At 30.5% G+C, this 22,452-nt stretch carries 19 protein-coding genes; 3 read left to right on the top strand and 16 right to left on the bottom strand.

Translation table 11 applies throughout. The annotated features are described in order from the left end of the window. Positions 1-870: glycine/sarcosine/betaine reductase component B subunit (locus tag EG57_RS0222240; RefSeq protein WP_032079291.1), on the bottom strand; the 870-nt coding region annotated here is incomplete at its 3' end. 311 nt (positions 871-1,181) lie between these two features. Between EG57_RS0222240 and EG57_RS0222245 the strand changes: the two genes are divergently transcribed. Continuing rightward, a complete protein-coding gene (locus EG57_RS0222245; RefSeq protein ID WP_032079292.1) occupies positions 1,182-1,859 on the top strand; it encodes a TetR/AcrR family transcriptional regulator in 678 nt (225 codons plus the stop codon). A gap of 78 nt (positions 1,860-1,937) precedes the next feature. On the opposite strand, the gene EG57_RS0222250 is transcribed toward EG57_RS0222245, so the two are convergent. From EG57_RS0222250 to EG57_RS0222285, 8 genes are all read right to left on the bottom strand, one after another. After that, positions 1,938-3,011: a 2,3-butanediol dehydrogenase gene (locus EG57_RS0222250; RefSeq protein WP_032079293.1), complete on the bottom strand. Its 1,074-nt coding sequence runs from the start codon at positions 3,009-3,011 to the stop codon at positions 1,938-1,940. A gap of 184 nt (positions 3,012-3,195) precedes the next feature. Further along, positions 3,196-5,130, bottom strand: a complete 1,935-nt coding sequence (locus EG57_RS0222255; protein ID WP_032079294.1) for a sigma-54-dependent Fis family transcriptional regulator — start codon at positions 5,128-5,130, stop codon at positions 3,196-3,198. 32 nt (positions 5,131-5,162) lie between these two features. After that, positions 5,163-6,041, bottom strand: a complete 879-nt coding sequence (gene rarD / locus EG57_RS0222260) for an EamA family transporter RarD (protein WP_032079295.1) — start codon at positions 6,039-6,041, stop codon at positions 5,163-5,165. A gap of 313 nt (positions 6,042-6,354) precedes the next feature. Next, positions 6,355-7,671 (bottom strand): pyridoxal phosphate-dependent aminotransferase, encoded by a 1,317-nt coding sequence (locus EG57_RS0222265; protein WP_032079296.1) that lies wholly within the window; start codon positions 7,669-7,671, stop codon positions 6,355-6,357. Between the two features lie 225 nt (positions 7,672-7,896). Further along, positions 7,897-8,475 carry a hypothetical protein gene (locus tag EG57_RS0222270; RefSeq protein WP_032079297.1) on the bottom strand — a complete coding sequence of 193 codons (579 nt, stop codon included), beginning with the start codon at positions 8,473-8,475 and terminating at the stop codon, positions 7,897-7,899. A 94-nt stretch (positions 8,476-8,569) separates the two neighbouring features. Beyond that, on the bottom strand, positions 8,570-9,277 hold the full coding sequence (locus EG57_RS0222275; RefSeq protein ID WP_032079298.1) for a FadR/GntR family transcriptional regulator: 708 nt from the start codon (positions 9,275-9,277) through the stop codon (positions 8,570-8,572). Positions 9,278-9,376: 99 nt separating this feature from the next. Next, positions 9,377-10,081, bottom strand: a complete 705-nt coding sequence (locus EG57_RS0222280; RefSeq protein WP_032079299.1) for an LrgB family protein — start codon at positions 10,079-10,081, stop codon at positions 9,377-9,379. Next, positions 10,074-10,427, bottom strand: coding sequence for a CidA/LrgA family protein (locus tag EG57_RS0222285; RefSeq protein WP_032079300.1), 354 nt, complete (start codon positions 10,425-10,427; stop codon positions 10,074-10,076). Before EG57_RS0222285 ends, EG57_RS0222280 begins: the two co-directional genes overlap by 8 nt. Positions 10,428-10,700: 273 nt before the next feature. On the opposite strand from EG57_RS0222285, the gene EG57_RS0222290 reads away from it, so the two are divergent. Then, the gene (locus EG57_RS0222290) at positions 10,701-11,012 is read left to right on the top strand and encodes a site-specific integrase (protein ID WP_032079301.1); all 312 of its coding nucleotides are present in this window, start codon (positions 10,701-10,703) and stop codon (positions 11,010-11,012) included. 109 nt (positions 11,013-11,121) lie between these two features. On the opposite strand, the gene EG57_RS0222295 is transcribed toward EG57_RS0222290, so the two are convergent. The 3 genes from EG57_RS0222295 to EG57_RS0222305 all read right to left on the bottom strand — a co-directional run bounded on the left by EG57_RS0222295 (position 11,122) and on the right by EG57_RS0222305 (position 13,705). Further along, positions 11,122-11,769, bottom strand: a complete 648-nt coding sequence (locus EG57_RS0222295) for an MBL fold metallo-hydrolase (protein WP_032079302.1) — start codon at positions 11,767-11,769, stop codon at positions 11,122-11,124. Between the two features lie 39 nt (positions 11,770-11,808). Next, on the bottom strand, positions 11,809-12,405 hold the full coding sequence (locus tag EG57_RS0222300; protein WP_032079303.1) for a hydrolase: 597 nt from the start codon (positions 12,403-12,405) through the stop codon (positions 11,809-11,811). A gap of 106 nt (positions 12,406-12,511) precedes the next feature. Beyond that, the gene (locus tag EG57_RS0222305; protein WP_032079304.1) at positions 12,512-13,705 is read right to left on the bottom strand and encodes a multidrug efflux MFS transporter; all 1,194 of its coding nucleotides are present in this window, start codon (positions 13,703-13,705) and stop codon (positions 12,512-12,514) included. A 317-nt stretch (positions 13,706-14,022) separates the two neighbouring features. Between EG57_RS0222305 and EG57_RS0222310 the strand changes: the two genes are divergently transcribed. Next, on the top strand, positions 14,023-14,586 hold the full coding sequence (locus tag EG57_RS0222310) for a TetR/AcrR family transcriptional regulator (protein WP_032079305.1): 564 nt from the start codon (positions 14,023-14,025) through the stop codon (positions 14,584-14,586). 134 nt (positions 14,587-14,720) lie between these two features. On the opposite strand, the gene ppdK is transcribed toward EG57_RS0222310, so the two are convergent. The 4 genes from ppdK to EG57_RS0222330 all read right to left on the bottom strand — a co-directional run bounded on the left by ppdK (position 14,721) and on the right by EG57_RS0222330 (position 22,384). Beyond that, positions 14,721-17,360: a pyruvate, phosphate dikinase gene (ppdK, locus tag EG57_RS0222315; protein WP_032079306.1), complete on the bottom strand. Its 2,640-nt coding sequence runs from the start codon at positions 17,358-17,360 to the stop codon at positions 14,721-14,723. Positions 17,361-17,554: 194 nt separating this feature from the next. Then, positions 17,555-20,035: an HD domain-containing phosphohydrolase gene (locus EG57_RS0222320; protein ID WP_032079307.1), complete on the bottom strand. Its 2,481-nt coding sequence runs from the start codon at positions 20,033-20,035 to the stop codon at positions 17,555-17,557. 576 nt (positions 20,036-20,611) lie between these two features. Further along, on the bottom strand, positions 20,612-21,400 hold the full coding sequence (locus tag EG57_RS0222325) for an EFR1 family ferrodoxin (RefSeq protein WP_032079308.1): 789 nt from the start codon (positions 21,398-21,400) through the stop codon (positions 20,612-20,614). A 99-nt stretch (positions 21,401-21,499) separates the two neighbouring features. Continuing rightward, positions 21,500-22,384 carry an FtsZ/tubulin family protein gene (locus tag EG57_RS0222330; RefSeq protein ID WP_032079309.1) on the bottom strand — a complete coding sequence of 295 codons (885 nt, stop codon included), beginning with the start codon at positions 22,382-22,384 and terminating at the stop codon, positions 21,500-21,502. Positions 22,385-22,452: the final 68 nt, after the last annotated feature.

Here is a 22,452-nt window from a genome sequence, read left to right on the forward strand (position 1 = left end):
TAGTGCTACATTAAGGTTTGACATTATAACTCCTAAGAAGTTAAGTGTTTTACCATGTTCTGCATAAAGTCTTTTAATAGTTGGATTATTCTGAAAATCATAGGTTGACCACTTTGATGAACATGGCATAAAGCTTCCTGAAATCACAGCTCCATCCAATACTTCATTTGGATGCATAAAGGTTGGAACCATATGATTTGCATCCCATCCATAAACTAAATCATTATACCCCATTTCTTCCATTTGTGATTGAGGCTGCATTACAAATACCACACTTGGAAGTTTCTTAACAGCTTCAGGCCTTTTCATAATAGGATCTAATTCAAAAGTTTCAATATCTTCAGGCTCTAAATCCTTAACACAGTTTCCTATATATTCGGCCAGTTTATGTCCTGCCCACCTTAGAGCCTTATTTTTCTTCTGCTGCTCATGCTTTTCGAAATCTTCATCTGTATCTCCTACAAGCACTATGTTTTTTAACTGTGAGTAGTAAGTGTATTTTGCACCTTCGCCACTCATATCTATTAATCCATCCTGGAATCCACCCCAGTGTTTTCCAACTACAAGCAGGCTGCAATCTTTAAGTGCATGTGTACGACCGCTTCCAACTGGTACTACATCTCCAGTTACTCCTGGAAATAATGTGCTTCCATCAACCTTAACTCTGCATTCAACAGCTTCCTTTACAGGAACAAGACGAACTTTGTCTCCAGGCTTTACAATTAAAAGATCTGCCTCAGTAATATGTTCATCTTCCAGTACATAATCTAAAGCTTCTTTTTTGTTAATTGTTAAAATGCCCTCTTTATAGCTTGTTGTTTCACCAAAAATAATATCCTTAACATGAAAATTTCCAATTTCAAGTTTCATTATTGTACCTCCCCTACTATTAAGATTACTTTTAAATTATTTGAATTGTTTAAATAGTACTATTTGAGTAAATAGTATCACATTGCATTTGCATTTTCAATCGTGATTACGTTATAATCGTGATTGTTTGTTATTAAATTATCAAATTCATTCTATTACAAATCCCAATAAAGTCGAAAACGGTTGCAGTGCCTGCGTTTCAAAATATTGTGTTATAGAATTTTCAAATACACTCTATAAGATTGAGTAATAAGCTTACTATATGTTATAATAGAATAGAACATATAAATTAAACATTTCTGGAGGACAAAATGGATAAAAGAGAATTAAAAAGATATAGAAATATGAGTTATTTTATTGATGCTGCTGTTCAAATTATGGATGAAGAAGGAATTGAATTTGTTACCATAAGAAAAGTTGCCGATTTGGCAGGATATAACAGTGCTACCATTTACAACTATTTTAAAAGCCTAGATGAACTTATACTCTTTGCCTCAATAAGGCATCTTAGAGAATATATATTAAACTTAAAAGAACACATAAAATCAGCAAATAACAGCCTTGAAAAGTATTATAAAATATGGGAATGTTTTTGCAGATATTCTTTTTCACGCCCTCAAATATATAACAATATTTTTTTTGGAAACCATAGCAATTCCATGTCACAAATAATTAAAGAGTATTATTCCATTTTTCCTGAAGAACTAGTTGGACAACTAGATGAACTGATGCCAATGCTTTTAAGTACCGATTTATATGCACGAAATTTAGTATTATTATCAAAAATTGAACCAGAAGGCTATTTAAACAAGTCAGATTTAAATGATATTAATGAACTGACAATACTATTGTATAATGGAATGCTGGTAAAAGTTTTAAATTCAGAAAACCAATTAAATGTAGACGATGTATCACAAAAAACACTTGGATATATTGAACAAATTTTAAACTCTTTCATGACACAAAAAAAGAATAGAAATCTATTCTAACATTAATAGAAACCGCCGATATAAAACTGGCGGTTTGCTTTTTTCTCATAAATACCTATATTATCAAATATAAAATTTCTATAAAAGTGATTTATCTGGAGTTATAAGTATTTTTACATGTGATTTCTTTTCTGGTCCAGTTAAAGCACCAAAGCCTTCTTCTACTATATTATCTAATAGTGCTTTCTTTGTAATATATCCTTCTGCTTTTATTCTTCCATCACTCATTTGTGCAATTGTTGCTGGGAACTCATGTCTATAAGCTAATGTTCCAACTATTTTCTTTTCAGAGAATACTAAAACATTAGGATTAAAGCTTGTCTCGCCTTCCCAAATACTTGTTATTACCATAGTTCCTTCAAACTTCAATGAGTCAAGTCCAGTATCAAATCCTATCTTAGCACCAGTAGTTTCAAAAGCTGCATCAACACCAACTCCACCTGTGAGCTTTTTAACCTCTTCAGCTATATTAACTTCATTTGGATCCAGAACTACGTCTGCACCAGCTCTTTTTGCATACTCCTGTCTTACTGATTTTCTTTGTAAAACAACTACAAGTTTAGCACCAGCTGCTTTTAAACATTCAATAGTTGCAAGACCTATTGGACCTGATCCTAATACTAAAGCTGTATCTCCAGTCTTAAAATTAGCGATTCTTATTGAATGAAGTGCTACTGCCATAGGTTCTATTAATGCAGCTTGTTCGTAAGACATATTATCTGGAATTTTATGAATAAATTCTTCTGGGAATACAGTATATTCTGCAAATCCACCACCGCTTCCACAAAGTCCATGGAAACCTAGAGATGAACAAAGATTATATTTTCCTTCTTTACATGCTGGACATTTACCACAAGCCACAATTGGTTCAACAACTACTCTATCTCCAACATTGAAATTACTTACTCCTTCACCTATTTCCACAACTTCTCCTGAAAATTCATGACCTAAAACTACAGGAGCTACATTACCACTTAGAGGATGAGGTTGTCCTACTGGAATAAATATAGGACCTCCCAAATATTCATGCAAATCAGAACCACAAATTCCACACCATTTAACCTTTATTTTTACTGATCCCTTTACTACCTTTGGTTCTTCAATTTCTTCAATTCTAACATCTTTCTTATCATACCATAATGCTGCTTTCATAATATTACCTCCAAATTTAATATAATTGTTAATTCATTCACATATATACTTAGCAAATAGCATGCCAAAATAAAAAGAGCTCATTATCAAGCTCTTTTCATTTTAAATGTATCATATTGACACATTTAAAACTGTATCATATTGACAGGCAAAAATTGTTTTTCTCATTTTGACACACTTTTATCTAATTATTGTTAATATTATATCTTTTTATTTTTCTGTATAAAGTAGATCGACTTATATTTAAATAATTTGCAGCTTTTACTATGTTACCATCACAAATCCTAATAGCATTTTCAATAGTCTCTTTCTCTAATATTTGCATTGGAATGATACTTGATTCCTTTTTATCGTGTATATCCAGATCATTAGTAGATGTTATTTGCTCTTCATCATAAGAAGTAACGAAATACTCATCACTTAAATAATAATCTCTCTCTACTATATTTCTAAGTTCTCTTACATTACCTGGCCAATTATACTTTTTTAATTTATCTATATAATTTTTATTTACTTTTTTATGTTGATCCTTACTTTTGGCATTTAAAATCTCCACAAAATACCTAACTAACACATCTATATCTTCTTTTCTTTCATTTAAAGCTATAGTTTTTATACTCATCACATTCAATCTATAATAAAGATCTTCTCTAAAGTTCTTCCTTTTTATTTCTTCTTTTAAATTTCTATTAGTAGCACCTACCACTCTTATATCCAATTGTTTTTCATAAGTTCCACCAACTCTTATAATCTTATTATTGTCAAGCACCCTTAATAATTTGCTTTGTATATCTAATGGCAACTCTCCAATTTCATCTAAAAATATTGTACCTCCATTTGCAATTTCAAATTTTCCAGGATGACCTTCCTTAGAAGCTCCAGTAAAAGCTCCTTTTTCATATCCAAAGAGTTCACTTTCCACTAGCTCTCTAGGTATGGAAGCACAATTTACAGCAACAAAAGGTCCTTCTCTTCTTTCACTATAATTATGAATGGATTGGGCTATAAGTTCCTTACCCGTACCACTTTCGCCCTCAATAAGAACATTACTATGGCTTCTAGCTATTTTTTTACAAAAGTTTATTATTTCTTTCATTCTTTTATTTTCAGTTATAAAATCATTGAAATTATAAGAAGCACTATAGCCAATTACCTTACTTACTAATTTATGAACATCTTGCACTTCTCTAAAGGTTATAACTATTCCTATAACCTTATCTGTTACTTTCATTGGTACAGCATTTATGATACATTTAACTCTTTTCTTATTTATATAAAAATCACACTCTACATTATTGTAGGATATAATATTTTCATTTATTATTTCATTAAAGTTCACACTACTCATTAACTGTCTAATATTCATTTTTACTATTTCTTTATGGTCTATATCTAATATTTCAATAGCTCTATCATTTACTCTTTTAATATTTAAATTTTCATCTATAACAATCATACCTTCACATATAGAATCAAAAGTAATATTCATAAGCTTATTTGAAATGGTAAGTGCCATCTGCTTTTCTATTAGCTGAGCTGCAGATGTAACCATAGCAAGCGTATGAGAATGAGCACTATGAACATTTCCTGACATATTAATAAATCCTATTATATTACCCTCTTCATCATGAATAGGTGAACAGGAACAAGTCCAACTATGTTGATGTATTCCAAAATGTTCAGCTCCTATAGTTTGTACTGGCTTATCTAAAAACAATGCTGTTCCAATAGCGTTAGTTCCAACAGCATTTTCTGTCCAAAGCTGTCCTTTAACGAAGTTTAGATCATCTGCCATCTTCATAATATCGTCATCACCAATTATATCCATTATATATGCATCTTTATCTGCAAGCATTATGGCAAAGCCTGAGCCTTTAACAATGTTGTATATATTCTCAATTATAGGATGTGCCACTGAAATTAACTGTGCATTTTCTTCAACCTTTAATTTTTCTGAAGCTTTATATTTATCATTTCCATTTCCATTCATAGGGCTTACTTCATAATTCATACACCTTTTCCATGATTCTGCTATTTCCATCCTTACCTTAGGATCTATATGTCCTTGATTAATAAATTCATTCCAAGCATAAGTTATAAATTCTTCATAATTTTCCATATTATTCACCTCATACTACAACATATAGCTTGTCAATCTTTATTTAAGCTTATTTGTGAAAGAGAATACATCACTAGTGCTGACCATATAAATACAAAACTTATCATATCTATACTTGTAAAACCTTCGTGATACATAAAAATTCCAATAAACAAGCTTATGGTTGGTGAAATATATTGTGTAAATCCAATGACTGACAAAGGTAATCTTCTTGCTGCACTTGCAAAGAGCAGCAGGGGAACAGCTGTAACTACTCCAGATCCTATAAGCAAAAGTATTACTACTGTACTTTCTCTACCAAAAGCACCTAATCCACTAAATTGCCTTGATGCTATATATATTGCTGCAATTGGAGTAATCATGGTTGTCTCTAAAGTTAGCCCAACTATAGAATTAGCTTTAACAAACTTCTTCATTGCACCATATAACCCAAAAGAAATAGCTAATCCTAGTGAAACCCATGGAATTTTACCATATTGCAATGTTTTAATTATAACTCCAAAAAAAGCAGTAGAAATAGCAATTCCCTGCCATAAACTCAACTTTTCCTTGAAAACAACTACTCCTAAGGCTACTGCAACCAATGGATTAATATAATACCCTAAGCTTGCATCAATAATCTTATTTGAATTAACAGCCCAAATATATAATCCCCAATTAAAAGCAATGAGAATAGATGCAATAAATATATAAAGCATTTGCTTCTTATCCTTGACTATACGCTTTAACTCTTCCCATTGTTTAGTTACTGCAACAATTGCAATTGTAAATACAAAAGCCCATACAATTCTGTTGGATAAAATTTCTATTGGAAATACGCCATTTATCAGCTTCCAATATATGGTCAAAACACCCCATAATGTATATGCTGCAACTGCATATATCACACCAACTGTCTTTTCGTTACGCATTTATCTTCCTCCCTTTTTCATATGTTTCTACCTTTAAAAATATATCTACTATCATCAATATTTTCTGACAGCTTTCATTTTAGCTTATATTCTAAAACCTTTTTTTCCATTATACACTAAATCTCTTTTTTTTCATAAGTTATTATTTTCTACTTACAATTTATAGGTTAAAATTTATTAATACCTCAATTTTTTTAATTAAGAGTTAATAGATTAGTTTTCAACCCACTCTACTAATTTCAATTTTTTAAACGTCAAAAATTCCCTCAGACTAAGTCTGAGGGAAAGCATACTTTTCTGTTTATATATTATATTAACGGCTTGCTTCGTACTGTTTTAAAAGTTTAACAAATAATTCTGGAACTTTCATCATGTCTTCAGGAGTTCCTACGAAAGAAATACGGAATTGAGTACTTCCTGGGTTATTTTCTCCTGATGCAATATCATAGAAACCTTTTAAAGGTGCTACTAGAAGAGTTGTCTGAACTCCTTTGTAGTCTACAGATCCTTTTTGTGCACAATAAAGAACAAAGTCAATTGCATCAAATCCTGGTTTTACAACATTTCTGACGTCAATTACTGAGTATATAGATGCGTCAGGGCTGGAAACGATTAAGCCTGGTTCCTGCTCCTTCAAACCATTATATACTTTGAATATAATATCTTTATAGTATTCACGAAGACTCTTGCACCATGAAGCAATACTTTCTTTGCTTTCATGTGCCAATGCTCCAAATATGTACTGACCAATTACATTAGCACAAAGATTTGCAGTATATTCAGCTATTGAACGCTCATGGTATTCTGGATTATCAGTAATTACAGCACCGATTCTTAAACCACATGCATTCCATACCTTCGATGTTGTCTCTAAGCTTATTCTTCTTCCTTCTATACCAGGTACATCTGCATCTGTAATTCCCCATATACTTACTAGACTGTTATCACCTGTATAGTATAGTTCACGATAAGCTTCATCACTAACCATCCACATATTATATTTTACACATAATGCAGCAAGTCCTTTAAGTGTCTCATAATCATAAAGCTGTCCTGTAGGGTTGTCATAAGGTATAACAAGAAGTGCTCCAGGATTATTCTTTTTAATATTTTCTTCAATTTCATCAAGTTTTGGAAGACTAAACTTTCCATCCTCACCCAATGCACGTTTTACTGTAATCGTTTTACGTCCAATTCTTTCTGCAAAAGAAATATAGTTTGTGTATGCTGGGTCTATCATCATAAAAGGCTTTTCATTAGTACCTGCAGGTCCGCAAACACCAAGTAATACTAATTCCATACCACTTGATCCACCATCTGTTACTTGAACTAATAATTTACTAGTATCAAAGCCTTCACATGAAAGAATATTTTTAAATGCATTCTGGCATTCTTCAAAACCAGCAGTTCCTGAATATCTTACAACACCATTTGCAAATGGGCTTTCAGGAGCATTAAGTGCAAACATCCTTTTCTGCATAGCAGGATTTGTTGGAAGTGAAACATTTCCAATACCTACATTTATTACGGCTTCTGGTTTAACTTCACGCTCATCATACTTCATTTGTGCCAATCTGACATCTGATGGCGTTCTTGATTCAAAATGTGCTGATAAAACTGGTTTATTCATAACAATCCCCTCCTAAAAATATAAATATAATTTACAGAATATATGATACATATTTATACTAACATTTTAATCAAATTATTGCAATGTTATGCATTGAATAAATTAACATAAAAAGTAATTAGCTTTTTTAAAATTCAATCTTTTCTCTCTTTTATTTTATATTTTTGCTAGATTACATTCATTCTAAAAAATACTATTCTGTAGCATTAATAGCAAAATCCAAAGTTATCTATTCCTTCTCAACATCTCAGATAATTCATCAAAATTCTTTTTAGCTATTATCCCCTTATTTTTAAGACTCTGTATTTTTTCTTTGCGACGACTTCCATTTTCTTGAAAATCAATTAATGCTTCTTTAATTGCACTTTTAAGCAGCGGAATTACATTAATTATTCGCTTTACTCCATAAACATATTCATCATCATAAAGTCTAAAACTTTCAAACAATCCTGATGTCAACCTTCCATCAGAAAATATATAAATATATCTATCCCTCATATCATCAGATAAATCAACTTCAATTTTATGTCTATATAATCTAAATGTAACTCCCTCATTCTCTACAAATACGGGAAATAACATAGAAAAAAGAAATACTATTTCTTCTTCTTCATCAATTAGTCCTGAAAGATCATTTTCATTTAACTCATTCATAATATCATCAGTAAAAATACAATCTTTTATTTTGTTTCCTAATTTGATCCTAAATTTTCTTTCTTTCTCATCTCGTAGCAAATTATCAATTGAACTAAATAATTTACTAATAGAATTTTCAACTTCTGATGAATTTCTATAACTCTTCATATTTATGCTCATTCCCTTCGTTATGTTCATTGTACAAAACTTAGTTAACTGTTAAAATATTAAGTTTTATAAACAACTCTTTTATCTTTCAACATCATTTATTTTTGATTATTTCACTAATATAACCATCTGTATATTCCAGATGCTTTAGCATAGCCATAGATGCAGCAGCTGAATCATGTTTTTTTATAGCCTGAATTATATCTTCATGTTGTTTTTTTACTATATTTTTATTCTCTACATTTCTAAACATATTAGTTAACACATTTTCAATATATGTTTCTACTAAAGTAGATGCTGCAAACATCATAGTAGAAACTAAGTAGTTTCCAGATGCCTGAACAATTTTATAATGCATTTTTTTATCTAATTCTGCACATTCTTCTTCATTCTCTGTACTATTTAATAAGTTAACTAGTTCTTCTATTTCTTTAAGCTGCTCATCATTTATGTTTTTTGCTGCTAACGCTGCCATTCCAGGTTCAGTAAACTTTCTTAAATCTAAAATTTCATCTGTCTTGCTTCCATGAAGCATAAATGTCATTGAAAGTGGTTCCAGCAAACTATCCTCAAAGCTATCTTTTACAAAATTTCCTTCACCTATTTTGCATTCAATAAGTCCTAATATTTCCAATACTCTTAAAGCTTCTCTTACGGATGTTCTACTCACATTAAGTTGTTCACACAATTCTCTTTCAGAGGGTAATTTATCTCCACATTTCAACTCACCTTTTCCTATTAACTCTTTAATCTTTTCTATTACCTTTTCATATACTCTTGTTTTTTTTGTTGTATTAAGCATTAAAATTTTCCTCCAACATAAGATATTTTTTAGTTTTTTATCTTATTATTATAAATTTCTTCTATTATTTTAACAAGCTTATCCATTTATCAAATAGAGTTACTTAATAAATACAAAAAATAAATTCCACATAATAGGAACTAAAAACACAGTAATGATTCCCGAGAGAGCCATGGTCAAACCACTCATTGCCCCCTCAGTTTCTCCAATTTCCATAGATTTTGCAGTTCCAACAGCATGAGAAGAGGCCCCCATAGCGATGCCCATTGCAACCTTATCATTAATTTTAAAAATTGAATATAAATAAGGTCCAATAATTGATCCGATTACACCAGTAAGTATAATTGCTACAACAGTAATTGATGGCAATCCTCCTAATTGTTTTGATAAGGCCATTCCTATTGGTGTAGTAATAGATTTAGGCATTAAAGATTTTATTATCACATCAGATAAATTAAAGAATTTACAAAGTAAAATTATACAAGTAATGCCACATACATTCCCACATAAAATACCTGTAAGTATAGGTATCGCATTTTTTTTAAATAAATTGAATTTTTTATGCATAGGCAAAGCTAATGCAATCGTTGCAGGATACAAAAAGAATGATATAAGTTGTCCTCCACTATTAAAAGCTTCATACTTTATATGAAATTTTGTTAGTAAAAAAATTAACATTATCATGGCAATTAGCAAAGGATTAAAAATTGAAAGTTTTGTTATTTTATTTATATAAACTCCTATTGCATAAGCAATTAACGAAATTAGCACACCAAATACTGGAGAATTAATAATATCATTCATGTAAATTCACCTTTCTTAAAAATTTAACTGTATACGCTGTTATTAACCAAAATACTATTGTTGAAATAATCAAAATAGCTATAAATACTATCCATTTTCCCTTTAATATTCCAAATGCAGTCATTAAACCTACTCCTGCGGGAATAAACAAAAACGACATATTTGATATCAAAAATTCACATACATCCTCAATCATTTCAACCTTTATAATTCCTATTTGTAATGCAAGAAAAAGTAAAAGTAACCCAATCACAGCAGCCGGAATCGGTAAATGAAACAATGTTTGTAATAATTGTCCTATAAAATATGTAACTAAAATAATCATTAATTGAATTAAATATTTCAAATAAATCACCTACCCATCAGTATATAAATTTTGCAAATTAGTGGTTATACCGGTCATACCACCAATAATGCTACTTTACCACTTTTTGCAGTATATTGCAATATACTTTTTTATTTATTGCAATGTACTGCAAAAAGTGATAAAATAACTTCAAGAAAGCAATTGGTATGACCGGTACGACCTTTATGAATAAATTTGCATAATAGTAATTGTATTAAATAAAGGCAAAATAACTTAGACATATAATGTTTGTTCGGAATGGAGGTAATATAAGTGTTAGAAAAATTTGAAAACTATCTATTATATAAAGAACATAAAAGTTCTAGTACAATCAAAACATATTCAAGATATATACAAAAATTTATTAATTGGTACTATATCAGCAGTGGCAAAAAGCTTTTGAAATTAAATATGGAAATAATTAATAATTATAAAGACTATTTAGTATTCATAAAAAAAAGAAAGCAAACAACCCTAAATGTTGAGCTTTCCGCATTGACCAAGTTTAATAGTTTTTTCTGCTATAAAAATGCACCTAAAAATTATATTACAAGCAAAAAGCATAAAAATATTAACTATTCTTAGATTATTGAATATAAATAAGGTATTGCAATTTAGATTAATAATGATTTAAATTGCAATACCCACTTCATTTTTTATCAATTAGTGTATATCCTATTCTCAAAAGCAAATTTTAATCATATTTAAGCACAACAATCCCTGAATAATCTTTAATATTTGCTTTGTTCAATTCAAGTTCCTCATACTCTTTTGCTTTTAGTCCTGAAGCTGAAATGAATTTATCAACCTTACCAAAGATATACCCCATTAGCCCTAGTGCTTTTGTTCTGTAGTGCATAGGTATAACAATTGTTGGGTTTAACTGCTTCATTACTTGAACAGCATCAAATGCATTAATTGTGGCTAAACCACCAACAGGGAGAATTAGTATGTCTACATTTCCTATCTCCGCTATCTGATTGGAATTTAGAACATGTCCAAGGTCACCACAGTGACAAATATTTATATCATCAATATTGAAGTTATATACAGTGTTTTTCCCTCTCTTAGATCCAGATGTTTTATCATGAAATGTTTGGATACCTTTTATTTCTATTCCATGTTTTGAAAAATCGCCTGGCTTACTTATGTGTACAAAACTACTCCTGACTGCATTTATATTATTATGATCACTATGATTGTGACTTGTAGATACTATATTAGCTTCTATTTCCTCAGGCAATTTATAGCCAAACATTTTCTTATATGGGTCTGTTAATACTTTTATTTCACTTCTAGATGTTATCATAAAACATGATTGGCCAAACCATTTAATTTTCATCTTAGTCCTCCAATCTTTTTCAATATTTGGGTTTCCATTTTATTTTAATGATGAAACTATTTCTTTTGTAGTTCTAATTTTCCCTATTCTAGGGAAGATGTATTTACAAACATAATCATGTTCTTCTTTTGTTACTGCTGTCATTGCATCCTCTACAAAAATTTGATTATAACCGTGTTGATATGCTTCTCTTGCTGTAGTATCTACACCAATGTTAGTAGACACTCCACCTAATACTATTGTATCAATTCCTCTGCGTCTTAATTGTAGATCTAAATCAGTACCATAAAAAGCCCCCCATTGTCTCTTTGTAACAATATGTGCATTCTTTGTAGTAGCTATTTCAGGTATAAGGTTATCCCAGCCTTCTGAATATTTCATTCCAGTAGCTTTTAAATCCGTTTTTGGTTTAACCATATCTTTACCGTCCATAGTAGAAACTCTTACAAGAACTATAAAAGCTCCTTTCTCACTAAACGCATTAACTAACTTGCTTGCATTTTGAATAACCTCTTCACTTGTATAAGGTGAAGTAGAAACTCCCATAGCTGTAATTCCATTTTGTAAGTCTATGAGTACAAGAGCGCTTTTTTCTGCATTAATAAATTTATTTTCATTTAATTTTAGATTTTCCATATTCATATCTCCTTTTTAATTTTATTTTTTATAGAATTAATTATTTATTAAATAAGAATTGTTTAATACTTATTATAAAAATTAATCATCCAACAATTTAATAATATTATTCATTTAAATTGAGTTTTTTATAAACCTTAAAGTATACCCAAATTGCATTTATAAGTAACAGTGCACTAGTGATAAAAAAGACATATTGCATACCTAATATTCCTGCGACCTGCCCTCCTAAAACCGAACCTCCAAATACTCCCAAGTATCCTGCTGCCATGCTCAAACCAAATACTCTACCAGTAAGAGAGGATGGAGTGATCTTTTTTAATATGATATTGACAGATGGGATAAGCCCTGCAGATGCTAGTCCTAATAAAAATCGAAGTCCCATTAACTGCCAAGTATTTTGCACAAAAGCTTGTGGTATAAAAATGATTCCTGCACCTATAAGACATGCTAATATCACTTTATGAGCTCCTATTTTATCTGAAAGTTTTCCAAGCCTTGGAGCAGCAATTATATTTGCAAGGCCAGAAGCTGAAAATGTAAGTCCAGCTAAAAGTGCAATATGTGAACTATTATTAGATACCTGCTTAACGTATACTGTTACAATTGGTTCTACGGAATATAATGCTACAGATAACATAAAAAATGTTACAAACATCGTAACAGTTAAGCTTTTTTCTGGGACTGTGCTCCATACCTCTTTAATAGTAAGTACATTTTTCTCTTCTCTAACAAAGGATTCTTTTACAAATATAAGCGTTGTAATAAATGAAATTAAAAGTAAAGCCCCTGTTATGAAAAATACACTTTGTAGTCCTAATATCTCATCTATAAAACCACCAACTGTTGGGCCTAGTAAAGAACCTGCAATACTTGCTGTTGATAATGTACCTAACGCGTATCCCGCATGTTCCTTATCAGTTTGAGTTGCAATCAATGCAGTGCAAGCCGTACCATAACCTGTTATTGCTCCTTGAAGTAGTCTTAAACCTATAAGTACATATACATTTGGCGCAAATCCCATACAGCCTATGGTTATTGCCATACCAAGACTTGCTCTAAGTATCATTGGCTTTCGCCCATATTTATCAGCTGCGCTTCCCCAAATTGGTGAAAAAATAGCTGAAATTATAAATGTAATACCAAAGGCAATTCCTGAAATTTTTGTAATTGTTGCTGTATCTTGAATTCCAAGATGTTGTATATAGAGTGGTAATACTGGTGCAATCTGACTCATTCCTATAGCAGCCACAAATATTCCAAACCAACATACTATTAAATTTTTTCTCCACATTTCCATAAATCTACTCCTTTCTTTTGTATAACTTAATTAGTAATAAGATTTTTTTAAATAATAATCAATCTATAAAAAGTGCCATCAATACATATAAATACGTAATAAAATATTAATAAACAACGGGGGCAATGATAAAGTATATATTATTTCTTCTTTCTAGTTGCATTATTGCTATCTTCAATTTGATTATAAACTATAAAATGTAGTTTGTAAACTATATTTTATAGTTTAATAGTTATAAATATAGTTTGATAAATATATTTTATAATGTTAAACTACTGTTATAACTTAAGATTATAGAGGTGAGAGGTGAGAAGTGAATGCAAAAAAGAAATTTAACCAAAGAAAAAATTATTCAGGTTTCTTTTTCTTTGGCAGATGAAATTGGTCTTAATCAACTTACTTTCCAAAAAATCGCTAAAAAATTGAATATAAAATATCCTTCTTTATATAATCATTTTACTAATATGGATAACCTAAAAATAGAAATGACAGTATATCTTTTAAATGAATTAAATCAAAAATTAATGAAGAGGCTGATTGGTAAGAGCGGTGATGAGGCCATAAAAGAATATGCTAAGATTTATAAAGAGTTTGCTTTTGAAAATACGACTGCTTATAGACTTTTTATGAGTATTCCAAGTACTGAAAACTCAGAGTTATTTAATTTGGCTAAGGAAACCTCTCGCATCATTCGTCAGATTTTAGAATTTTACATTAAGGATGAAATTCGTTTAGTTCATAAGAGCCGAACTTTAAGAAGTCTTTTGCATGGTTTTGTCTCGTTATATTCATTTGGATATTTTCATAATAATAAAGTAACTTTAGATGAAAGCTTTGAATCTATGATAGATGACTTTATTTCATCACTTTCAAAAAAATAAAAAAATAGAGTATTTTACTTAAAATCATTAATGAAATTAAGTCACAATACTCTATCCTTTTTATAGCATCATAATCCTTATTCAACCGTCCATTGTATGAAGTTTTCAGATTAAAATTATACTATTAATTTTATTTATTGGATTGTTCTCGGATTTTTAACTTCAGCTTGAGCAGCAGCAAGTCTTGCTATTGGAACTCTAAACGGTGAACAAGACACATAATCTAATCCAACATTATGGCAAAATTCTATAGAAGATGGATCTCCACCATGCTCACCACATATTCCAAGATGAATATCTGGTCTTGTTTGTTTTCCAAGTTGTACTGCCATCTTAACAAGTTTACCCACACCTATTTGATCTAATTTTTGGAATGGATCAAATTCGTATATCTTTTTATCATAATAGTCCCCTAAGAATTTACCAGCATCATCTCTTGAAAAACCAAAGGTCATTTGAGTCAAATCATTTGTTCCAAAGGAGAAGAATTCAGCTTCCTTTGCTATTTCATCTGCTGTAATAGCCGCTCTTGGTATTTCTATCATAGTACCTACTAAATATTTTAAATCTATTTTCTCACTGGCAATTACTTCTTCAGCAACTTTAACCACTATATCCTTTACAAATTTTAATTCTTTTATTTCCCCAACAAGAGGTATCATTATTTCTGGTACTATATCATAGCCTTTTCTCTTCTTAACATCTATAGCTGCTTCTATTATAGCTCTAGCCTGCATTTCTGCCATTTCTGGATATGATACAGGAAGACGGCAGCCTCTATGACCCATCATAGGATTAACTTCATGTAAACCTTCAATTGTTGCTTTTAAGCTTTCAAATTTAAGTCCCATTTCCTTAGCTAAATCTTCTATATCTTCATCCTCTTGAGGCAAAAATTCATGAAGTGGTGGATCTAATAATCTTATATTTACCGGTTTTCCTTCCATAGCCTCATAAATTCCTATAAAATCTTCTCTCTGCATTGGAAGCAATTTATTAAGTGCTTTTCTTCTCTGCATTTCTGTTTCTGAAACTATCATTTCTCTAACTTTTGGTATTCTATCTTCATCAAAAAACATATGCTCAGTTCTGCAAAGTCCTATGCCTTCTGCACCAAAATTAACAGCATTTTTAGCATCTCTAGGTGTATCAGCATTAGTTCTAATTTTCAACTTTCTTATTTCATCAGCCCAAATCATAAAGGTTTTAAAATCCCCACTTATTTCATTGCCAGTAGTTTTTATCGCCTGACCATAAACATTTCCTGTGCTACCATCTAAAGATATATAATCACCCTCCTTATATATCTTTCCATTTAATTCAAATGTACTATCTGCTTCATTTATTTTCAAATCAGCACATCCAGCTATACAGCAGGTTCCCATTCCCCTTGCAACAACTGCTGCATGAGAAGTCATTCCTCCTCTTGCTGTAAGTATACCTTCAGCTGCAACCATTCCTTCTATATCTTCTGGAGATGTTTCAAGTCTTACAAGTACTACTTTTTCACCTTCTTCATGATGTCTCTTAGCATCTTCTGCAGTAAAATAAACCTTACCACAAGCAGCACCTGGTGAAGCTGGTAAACCCTTTCCTATAATCTCAGTATTTTTTAATTCACTTTGATCAAAATTAGGGTGTAAAAGGGAATCTAACTGCTTAGGCTCAACCTTTAATATTGCTTCTTTTTTTGTAATAAGACCTTCTGCTACTAAATCCACAGCAATCTTTAATGCAGCTTGAGCTGTTCTCTTACCATTTCTAGTTTGAAGGAAGTATAGTTTCCCTTGTTCAATGGTAAACTCCATATCCTGCATATCTTTATAATGCTTTTCCAATCTTTCTGCTATTTCCATAAATTGTTTATAGCACTCAGGTAAATCCTGTTCTAATTTTGTTATTGGTTGAGGAGTTCTTATTCCTGCAACTACATCTTCTCCCTGTGCGTTTATTAAGTATTCACCAAATACAGCCTTTTCTCCAGTGGCAGGATTTCTTGTAAATGCAACACCTGTTCCTGAAGTTTCTCCCATATTGCCAAATACCATTGATTGAACATTAACAGCTGTTCCCCATTCTCTTGGAATATCATTCAATCTTCTATAAACTACAGCTCTAGGATTGTCCCATGATCTGAATACAGCTGTTATAGCTTCTAACAACTGTTCCTTTGGATTTTGTGGGAAATTCACACCCATTTCTTTACTATATAAATCTTTGTATTTATCAACAATATCTTTTAAATCTGATGCAGTTAATTCATTATCAAATTTAGCTTCCTTAAGTGTTTTGACTTCATCAAGAATATCTTCAAATTTTCTCTTTTCAATTCCCATAACAACATCAGAAAACATTTGAATAAATCTTCTATATGAGTCATAAGCAAATCTCTCATTACCTGTTAACTTACTTAAGCCTTCTACAGTTTCATCATTTAATCCTAAATTTAATATTGTATCCATCATTCCTGGCATAGAAACTCTAGCTCCAGATCTAACTGAAACAAGTAAAGGATTATCTACACTTCCAAACTTTTTACCAGTTGTTTCTTCAATCTTAATAAGTGCTTCATAAACTTGATTCATCACTTCTTCTGATAACTTTTTATCATCTTCGTAGTACTTTGTACAAGCTTCTGTAGACAATGTAAATCCTTCTGGAACAGGCATTCCTAAATTTTTCATCTCAGCAAGATTTGCCCCTTTCCCGCCAAGTAAATTTCTCATATTTGCATTTCCTTCGTTAAAAAGATATACATATTTTCTAGTTTCCATACAAATAGTAACCCCCTAATGTAAATACTTTAATTTTTAATATGTGCTACACACTTTATTATATGTTATATACTATATAACAAAAATAGCTTATATGCAATACATAATATATAAAAAATAAATTATATTTCATTTATGGTGCTACTAATACTTAATAAAGGTATTCCATTTTTATTGAATTGATCATTAGAAATTCAAACTACCTTTTCAGCAAATACCTTCACAAGTTCTGGATCAAACTGAATACCTGCATTATCAATAAGGTCCTTTACAGCCTCTTCTTTTGATAAAGAATTTTTGTAAGGCCTCTCACTGATCATAGCATCAAAGGCATCAGCTATTGCAATTATTCTTGATTTTAATGGAATTTGTTCTCCTTTAAGACCTTTAGGATAGCCATTTCCATCCCATCTTTCATGATGTGCCAAAACATACTCCGCTATTTCTGCCATATCATTAGCAGAACTTAGAATACGGTATCCTATTTCCGGGTGACGTTTAAGTTCTTGCCATTCTTCGGCAGTGAGATTTCCAGATTTATTTAAAATATCTTCACGTATAGCAATTTTTCCTATATCATGCAATAATCCTACAGTTTTCAATTCTTGTATTTCATCATCTGATAAATTCATGGCTTTGCCTAAAAATTTACAATAATCAGATACTCTGTGAGCATGCTGTTCTTCTCTTTTATTTTTTTCATGAAGCGTATTTATAATAGTAGCAATTGTTTTTGCTCTTATGCTAGGACTTTCAAAAAGCTTCTTTTTATACATAAAATCCTCTGATTTTTTCAATATTTCAAATATATCCTCTTCATTATGATGTTTTGTAGCGAATCCAAAAGAAATTGAAAGCTTTATTGATGCTACCTCTTCCTTTGAAGCTAATTCGGAAATATTCTTAAGTATTTCTTCTGTTTCAAGAGCACTTGTTCTTGGCAGCAATATTACAAATTCATCTCCCCCTACACGTGCTATTATTCCATTATCACCACAGCCTCGAACCATTACCGATGATACCTTTTTTAATAATTCATCCCCAACAGCATGTCCAAACGAATCATTTATTAGTTTTAATCCATTAACATCAGCCATAACAATAGTAAAAGGAAGACTTTCACTATTGTCTAATCGTTTAAGTTCTTCTTCAAAAAATCTTCTATTATGTAATCCTGTAAGTTGATCATTATAACTTAAAAATTCAATTTCTTTTTGACCTTTTCTTTCAACTGTGACATCTCTACTTATTGCAATAACTTCATTTTTTCTGCATTTAGCTATTCTAAGTTCATAATATTTTTTACCTACTCCTGTACCAATTTCATATCCAAAGCTTTCCACAGAATTGTTCTCAAGAGCTACTTTAATTTTAATATAAGCAATTTCAGATATCTTGGACGGAAGCACCTCCCAAAGAGTTTTTCCAATGAACTCGTCTTTAGGCTTTATTAAAACAGAAGTATCTTTTGTCTGACAATCTTTAAAAACCCCATTTTCATCCACAACAAATATAATATCAGGTATCGCAGTTACTATTGCTCTATTTCGTTCCTCACTTTTCTTTAAATTATCTTCACTTTCCATTAACATTTCATATTGATTTCGAAGTTCTTCCTCTATTGCAACCAATTCATTATATGAAGCCTCTATCTCTTCATTTGATATCAAAAGCTCCTGTTTATTTTTATTCAAATTTTCATTTGCTTCTAATAATTCTTTAGTACGTATAGAAACCCTTTTTTTAAGAGTTATGTTCCACAATAATAATAAAAATATGCTTGCTGCTAATGCTGATATTAGCCAAATATTTTTTATTACTGTCTCATAAAAGTTTTTTTCTTCATAAACACCTAACCATTTATCATACATTTCATCATATTTTCCTGTAGCCTTTAGTATTTGTAATCCACCATTAAGAGCAAATAATAAATCATCATTTCCCTTTTTTACAGCAAAACAATAATCATCAGAATTAATAGCTAGCCCATTGCTCTTTAAATTTGAAAATTTATCTTTTTTTATAAAATAATTCCCTATTACAGTAGGGACTACCGAATAATCATATTTATTTATAGATACAAGCTTAAGTGCATCCTCAGCTGATTTAACTTCAATAAAGTTGATTCCAAGGTTTTGTTTTTTTAGATATTCTCCTGATATTTCATCCGCTTCAACTACTACTGTCTTTCCTTTCAGATCACTCATATCCTTTACACTTTTACCATTTCTCGTAAATACATCTGCACTAGTTATTGTACTTTTTGTTGTAAAAGAATAATTTTTTTCCCTATCCTCAGAATAAAACATACCTGCTATGACATCTATTTTCCCATTTTCAAGCTCATCTCTAATTTCACTCCAGACACCCAATTTAATTTTCACCTTGAATCCCATATTTTCCGCTGCAGCCTTAGCAAGTTCTATATCAAAACCAGCTGGATTGCCCTTTTCATCTATAAAACTGTACGGTGGATAATCTTTATCATCACCTATTATTATTGTTCTATCTAATTTCTTCCCATTATTAATTGGCATATTATAAACAGCCCCACTATTTACACTCACACTTTCTTTATTTTCAGCAAATACCACTTTCCCAAAATTGTTGTCTAATAAATAAGTTAAAATTATAAAAAACACTATGATAAAAACTTTATGTCTTATTATAATCATACTCCTTCCTTATTAAATATATTATGATGCTCTCAAATACTGCTATTGGTCTAAAAATATTTATATTTTTACACTATTCTACACAAAATATAAATTTCCTCTGTATTTTTTTATTTTTAAAAAATTTAAAAATAAGTTCTTAATTTTAGAAATAATTTTCTAAATATTTTCTAAAATTATTTTCAAATTAATGATCATATATATAGAAAGTTTGAACCAATAATATCCAAAATTTAAAGTTATTATCCAGTACTTATGATGATTGTACTATATTTAATAAAAGAAGTGAACGATATGCTTATTGAAGATATATTAAATCAAATACAAACATATCTAAGAAATGTAGATAAGACTGTATTTTATATTTCCAATACAGCCTTTTATTATTGATCTTAAAGTTTTATCCGATCGCTATCATCGCTAATACCACCACCTTTTTCAATTGGTAGATAAGCACTGCTACGCGCCTGGATAAGTTCTTCTAAGACTCAGATGAGTAAAATGCTAAACGGCATTTTACGAGCTTGCTCAGGTAAGAGATATTCCTCACAAGCAAACTCAACCTGAGTCTAAGAATCACTTGATTTTCAATTCTTCCACAGTCACATCAGGGTTCTTATATCTTCCTTTGCTTTCCGTAGTTTTACCATATTGAATTGCCCTAACTGGACAAAGATTGATACAGGCTAAGCATTGACTGCATTCATTTCCCCAATTAGGTTTTCCTTCAACTTTTATAGTTTGGCAATTGCATACGCTTTCACATATGCCACAACCTGTGCAATTATCTTTAGCATAGAAATTTTTGGTGTTCATAGCTGACTTGTTAAATAGTGGATTCACTATACTAGTTCGAATTCCTGGTATAGCCCCTTTTACTACTTTAAAAATATTTTTTTGTCTTTCCTCTACAATACTATTTATACTTTTTAAATTTTCTTGAGCAGCTAACAACTTTTTCTCTTGTTCAAGCTCAGAATCGACATCCCCCATTATTATATAGTTGCTTGGCATGATAACAGAAAAACCACTATCTAGATGTAAATTCTTTTCTCTTAACTTTTTATCTAAAACCTTCATTGTATTTCCAATATTTGCACCACAAGTTGCAGCAGAAAAGATGTAATTATCTCTATAATTATTTAGCTTTAGCTTATGAATAAAATCAAATACCATTTTTGGTGGAGCCCATGCATATACTGGATATACAAAACCTATTACTTCATCATCCTTAAGACTATATTCAAACTTATCAGCTTTGCTATTCATCATAGCTGCAATAGAAATTATCTCTTCATTATTTTGCTGTGCAATATTCTTAGCAACTTGCAGTGAGTTTCCTGTTCCTGAAAAATAAAATATCATTTTAACTCCACACTTCCTTTAAATTCAAAAAACATATTAAAATATCGTTATAAAAAATTTTATCTCTTCTCATATTATTGTGTTTTTTCTTTATTAATATTACATCAGATATTTTTCAGAATTATATCCAGATGCAACTATAGATATTCGTATTTCATCCTTTAAATCTTCATTTATAACCGCACCAAAAAAAATATTGTTTATATCACATTCTGATACATCTGATATTTTCTTAGTTGCCTCATATATTTCCATTAAATCCATACTTGGACCGCCTTCTATCATCAACAATTGTTTAGTTGCCTTTTTTAAAGGCTCTACTAAAAGCTTGCTATTAATTGCTTGCTCTGCAGCTATTTGTGCTCTATTATGTCCTCTTGCACTTCCAAATCCAATATAAGCTAGTGTGTTTCCACCCATTATATATTTTAATTCTGATACTTCAATGTTTACAACACCTGGTAAAGATATTGGATAAATCATAGATTTTAAAGTAGCTATAACATTATCGCTGCTTTGTTTTTCTATATCATCTAAAGTACTATTTTCACTATTTGCTAAAATTTCATTATCTATTAATACTAAAGAATCTAAATTATTTTTTAACATAGCAATTCTAGAATCACAACTTGCCCTAAACTCCTTATTTTGTGAAAGTGATGGTTTAATTCCTATTCCAATTGTCAATATGTCTTTTTTCTTTGCAATCTTATATATGTATTTAGCTATTTTTAAATCTCTTTCTTGTTCTAAAGCAACTATCACATAGCATACTCCTGATTGGTATACAGCCTTATATATAGATGGATATATGATACCTTGTATATTATCCTCATTTAAAAATTCATCTCTTATAAGAACTTTGTTTACATTGTCTAATTCAAAATTAAATCCCCCAATAATCTCGTCATACCTGTCCTGACAAGTACAAAATATTGTTGATTTTGGTAAATACATACCTTCAACTTCTTCCATAGTGTACATATTTGCTTCATCCCCCTTGAATAATTAAAATTGTCAATATATATTACTTTACTACATTGATAACAAAT

Origin of the sequence: Clostridium drakei (assembly GCF_000633595.2) — a bacterium.
Taxonomy (GTDB): domain Bacteria; phylum Bacillota; class Clostridia; order Clostridiales; family Clostridiaceae; genus Clostridium_AM; species Clostridium_AM drakei.

Coding starts and splice junctions, on each gene's coding strand:
- EG57_RS0222245 (WP_032079292.1), top strand. CDS start 1,182: ATGGATAAAAGAGAATTAAAAAGATATAGAAATATGAGTTATTTTATT.
- EG57_RS0222250 (WP_032079293.1), bottom strand. CDS start 3,011: ATGAAAGCAGCATTATGGTATGATAAGAAAGATGTTAGAATTGAAGAA.
- EG57_RS0222255 (WP_032079294.1), bottom strand. CDS start 5,130: ATGGAAAATTATGAAGAATTTATAACTTATGCTTGGAATGAATTTATT.
- rarD (WP_032079295.1), bottom strand. CDS start 6,041: ATGCGTAACGAAAAGACAGTTGGTGTGATATATGCAGTTGCAGCATAT.
- EG57_RS0222265 (WP_032079296.1), bottom strand. CDS start 7,671: ATGAATAAACCAGTTTTATCAGCACATTTTGAATCAAGAACGCCATCA.
- EG57_RS0222270 (WP_032079297.1), bottom strand. CDS start 8,475: ATGAAGAGTTATAGAAATTCATCAGAAGTTGAAAATTCTATTAGTAAA.
- EG57_RS0222275 (WP_032079298.1), bottom strand. CDS start 9,277: ATGCTTAATACAACAAAAAAAACAAGAGTATATGAAAAGGTAATAGAA.
- EG57_RS0222280 (WP_032079299.1), bottom strand. CDS start 10,081: ATGAATGATATTATTAATTCTCCAGTATTTGGTGTGCTAATTTCGTTA.
- EG57_RS0222295 (WP_032079302.1), bottom strand. CDS start 11,769: ATGAAAATTAAATGGTTTGGCCAATCATGTTTTATGATAACATCTAGA.
- EG57_RS0222300 (WP_032079303.1), bottom strand. CDS start 12,405: ATGGAAAATCTAAAATTAAATGAAAATAAATTTATTAATGCAGAAAAA.
- EG57_RS0222305 (WP_032079304.1), bottom strand. CDS start 13,705: ATGGAAATGTGGAGAAAAAATTTAATAGTATGTTGGTTTGGAATATTT.
- EG57_RS0222310 (WP_032079305.1), top strand. CDS start 14,023: ATGCAAAAAAGAAATTTAACCAAAGAAAAAATTATTCAGGTTTCTTTT.
- ppdK (WP_032079306.1), bottom strand. CDS start 17,360: ATGGAAACTAGAAAATATGTATATCTTTTTAACGAAGGAAATGCAAAT.
- EG57_RS0222320 (WP_032079307.1), bottom strand. CDS start 20,035: ATGATTATAATAAGACATAAAGTTTTTATCATAGTGTTTTTTATAATT.
- EG57_RS0222325 (WP_032079308.1), bottom strand. CDS start 21,400: ATGATATTTTATTTTTCAGGAACAGGAAACTCACTGCAAGTTGCTAAG.
- EG57_RS0222330 (WP_032079309.1), bottom strand. CDS start 22,384: ATGTACACTATGGAAGAAGTTGAAGGTATGTATTTACCAAAATCAACA.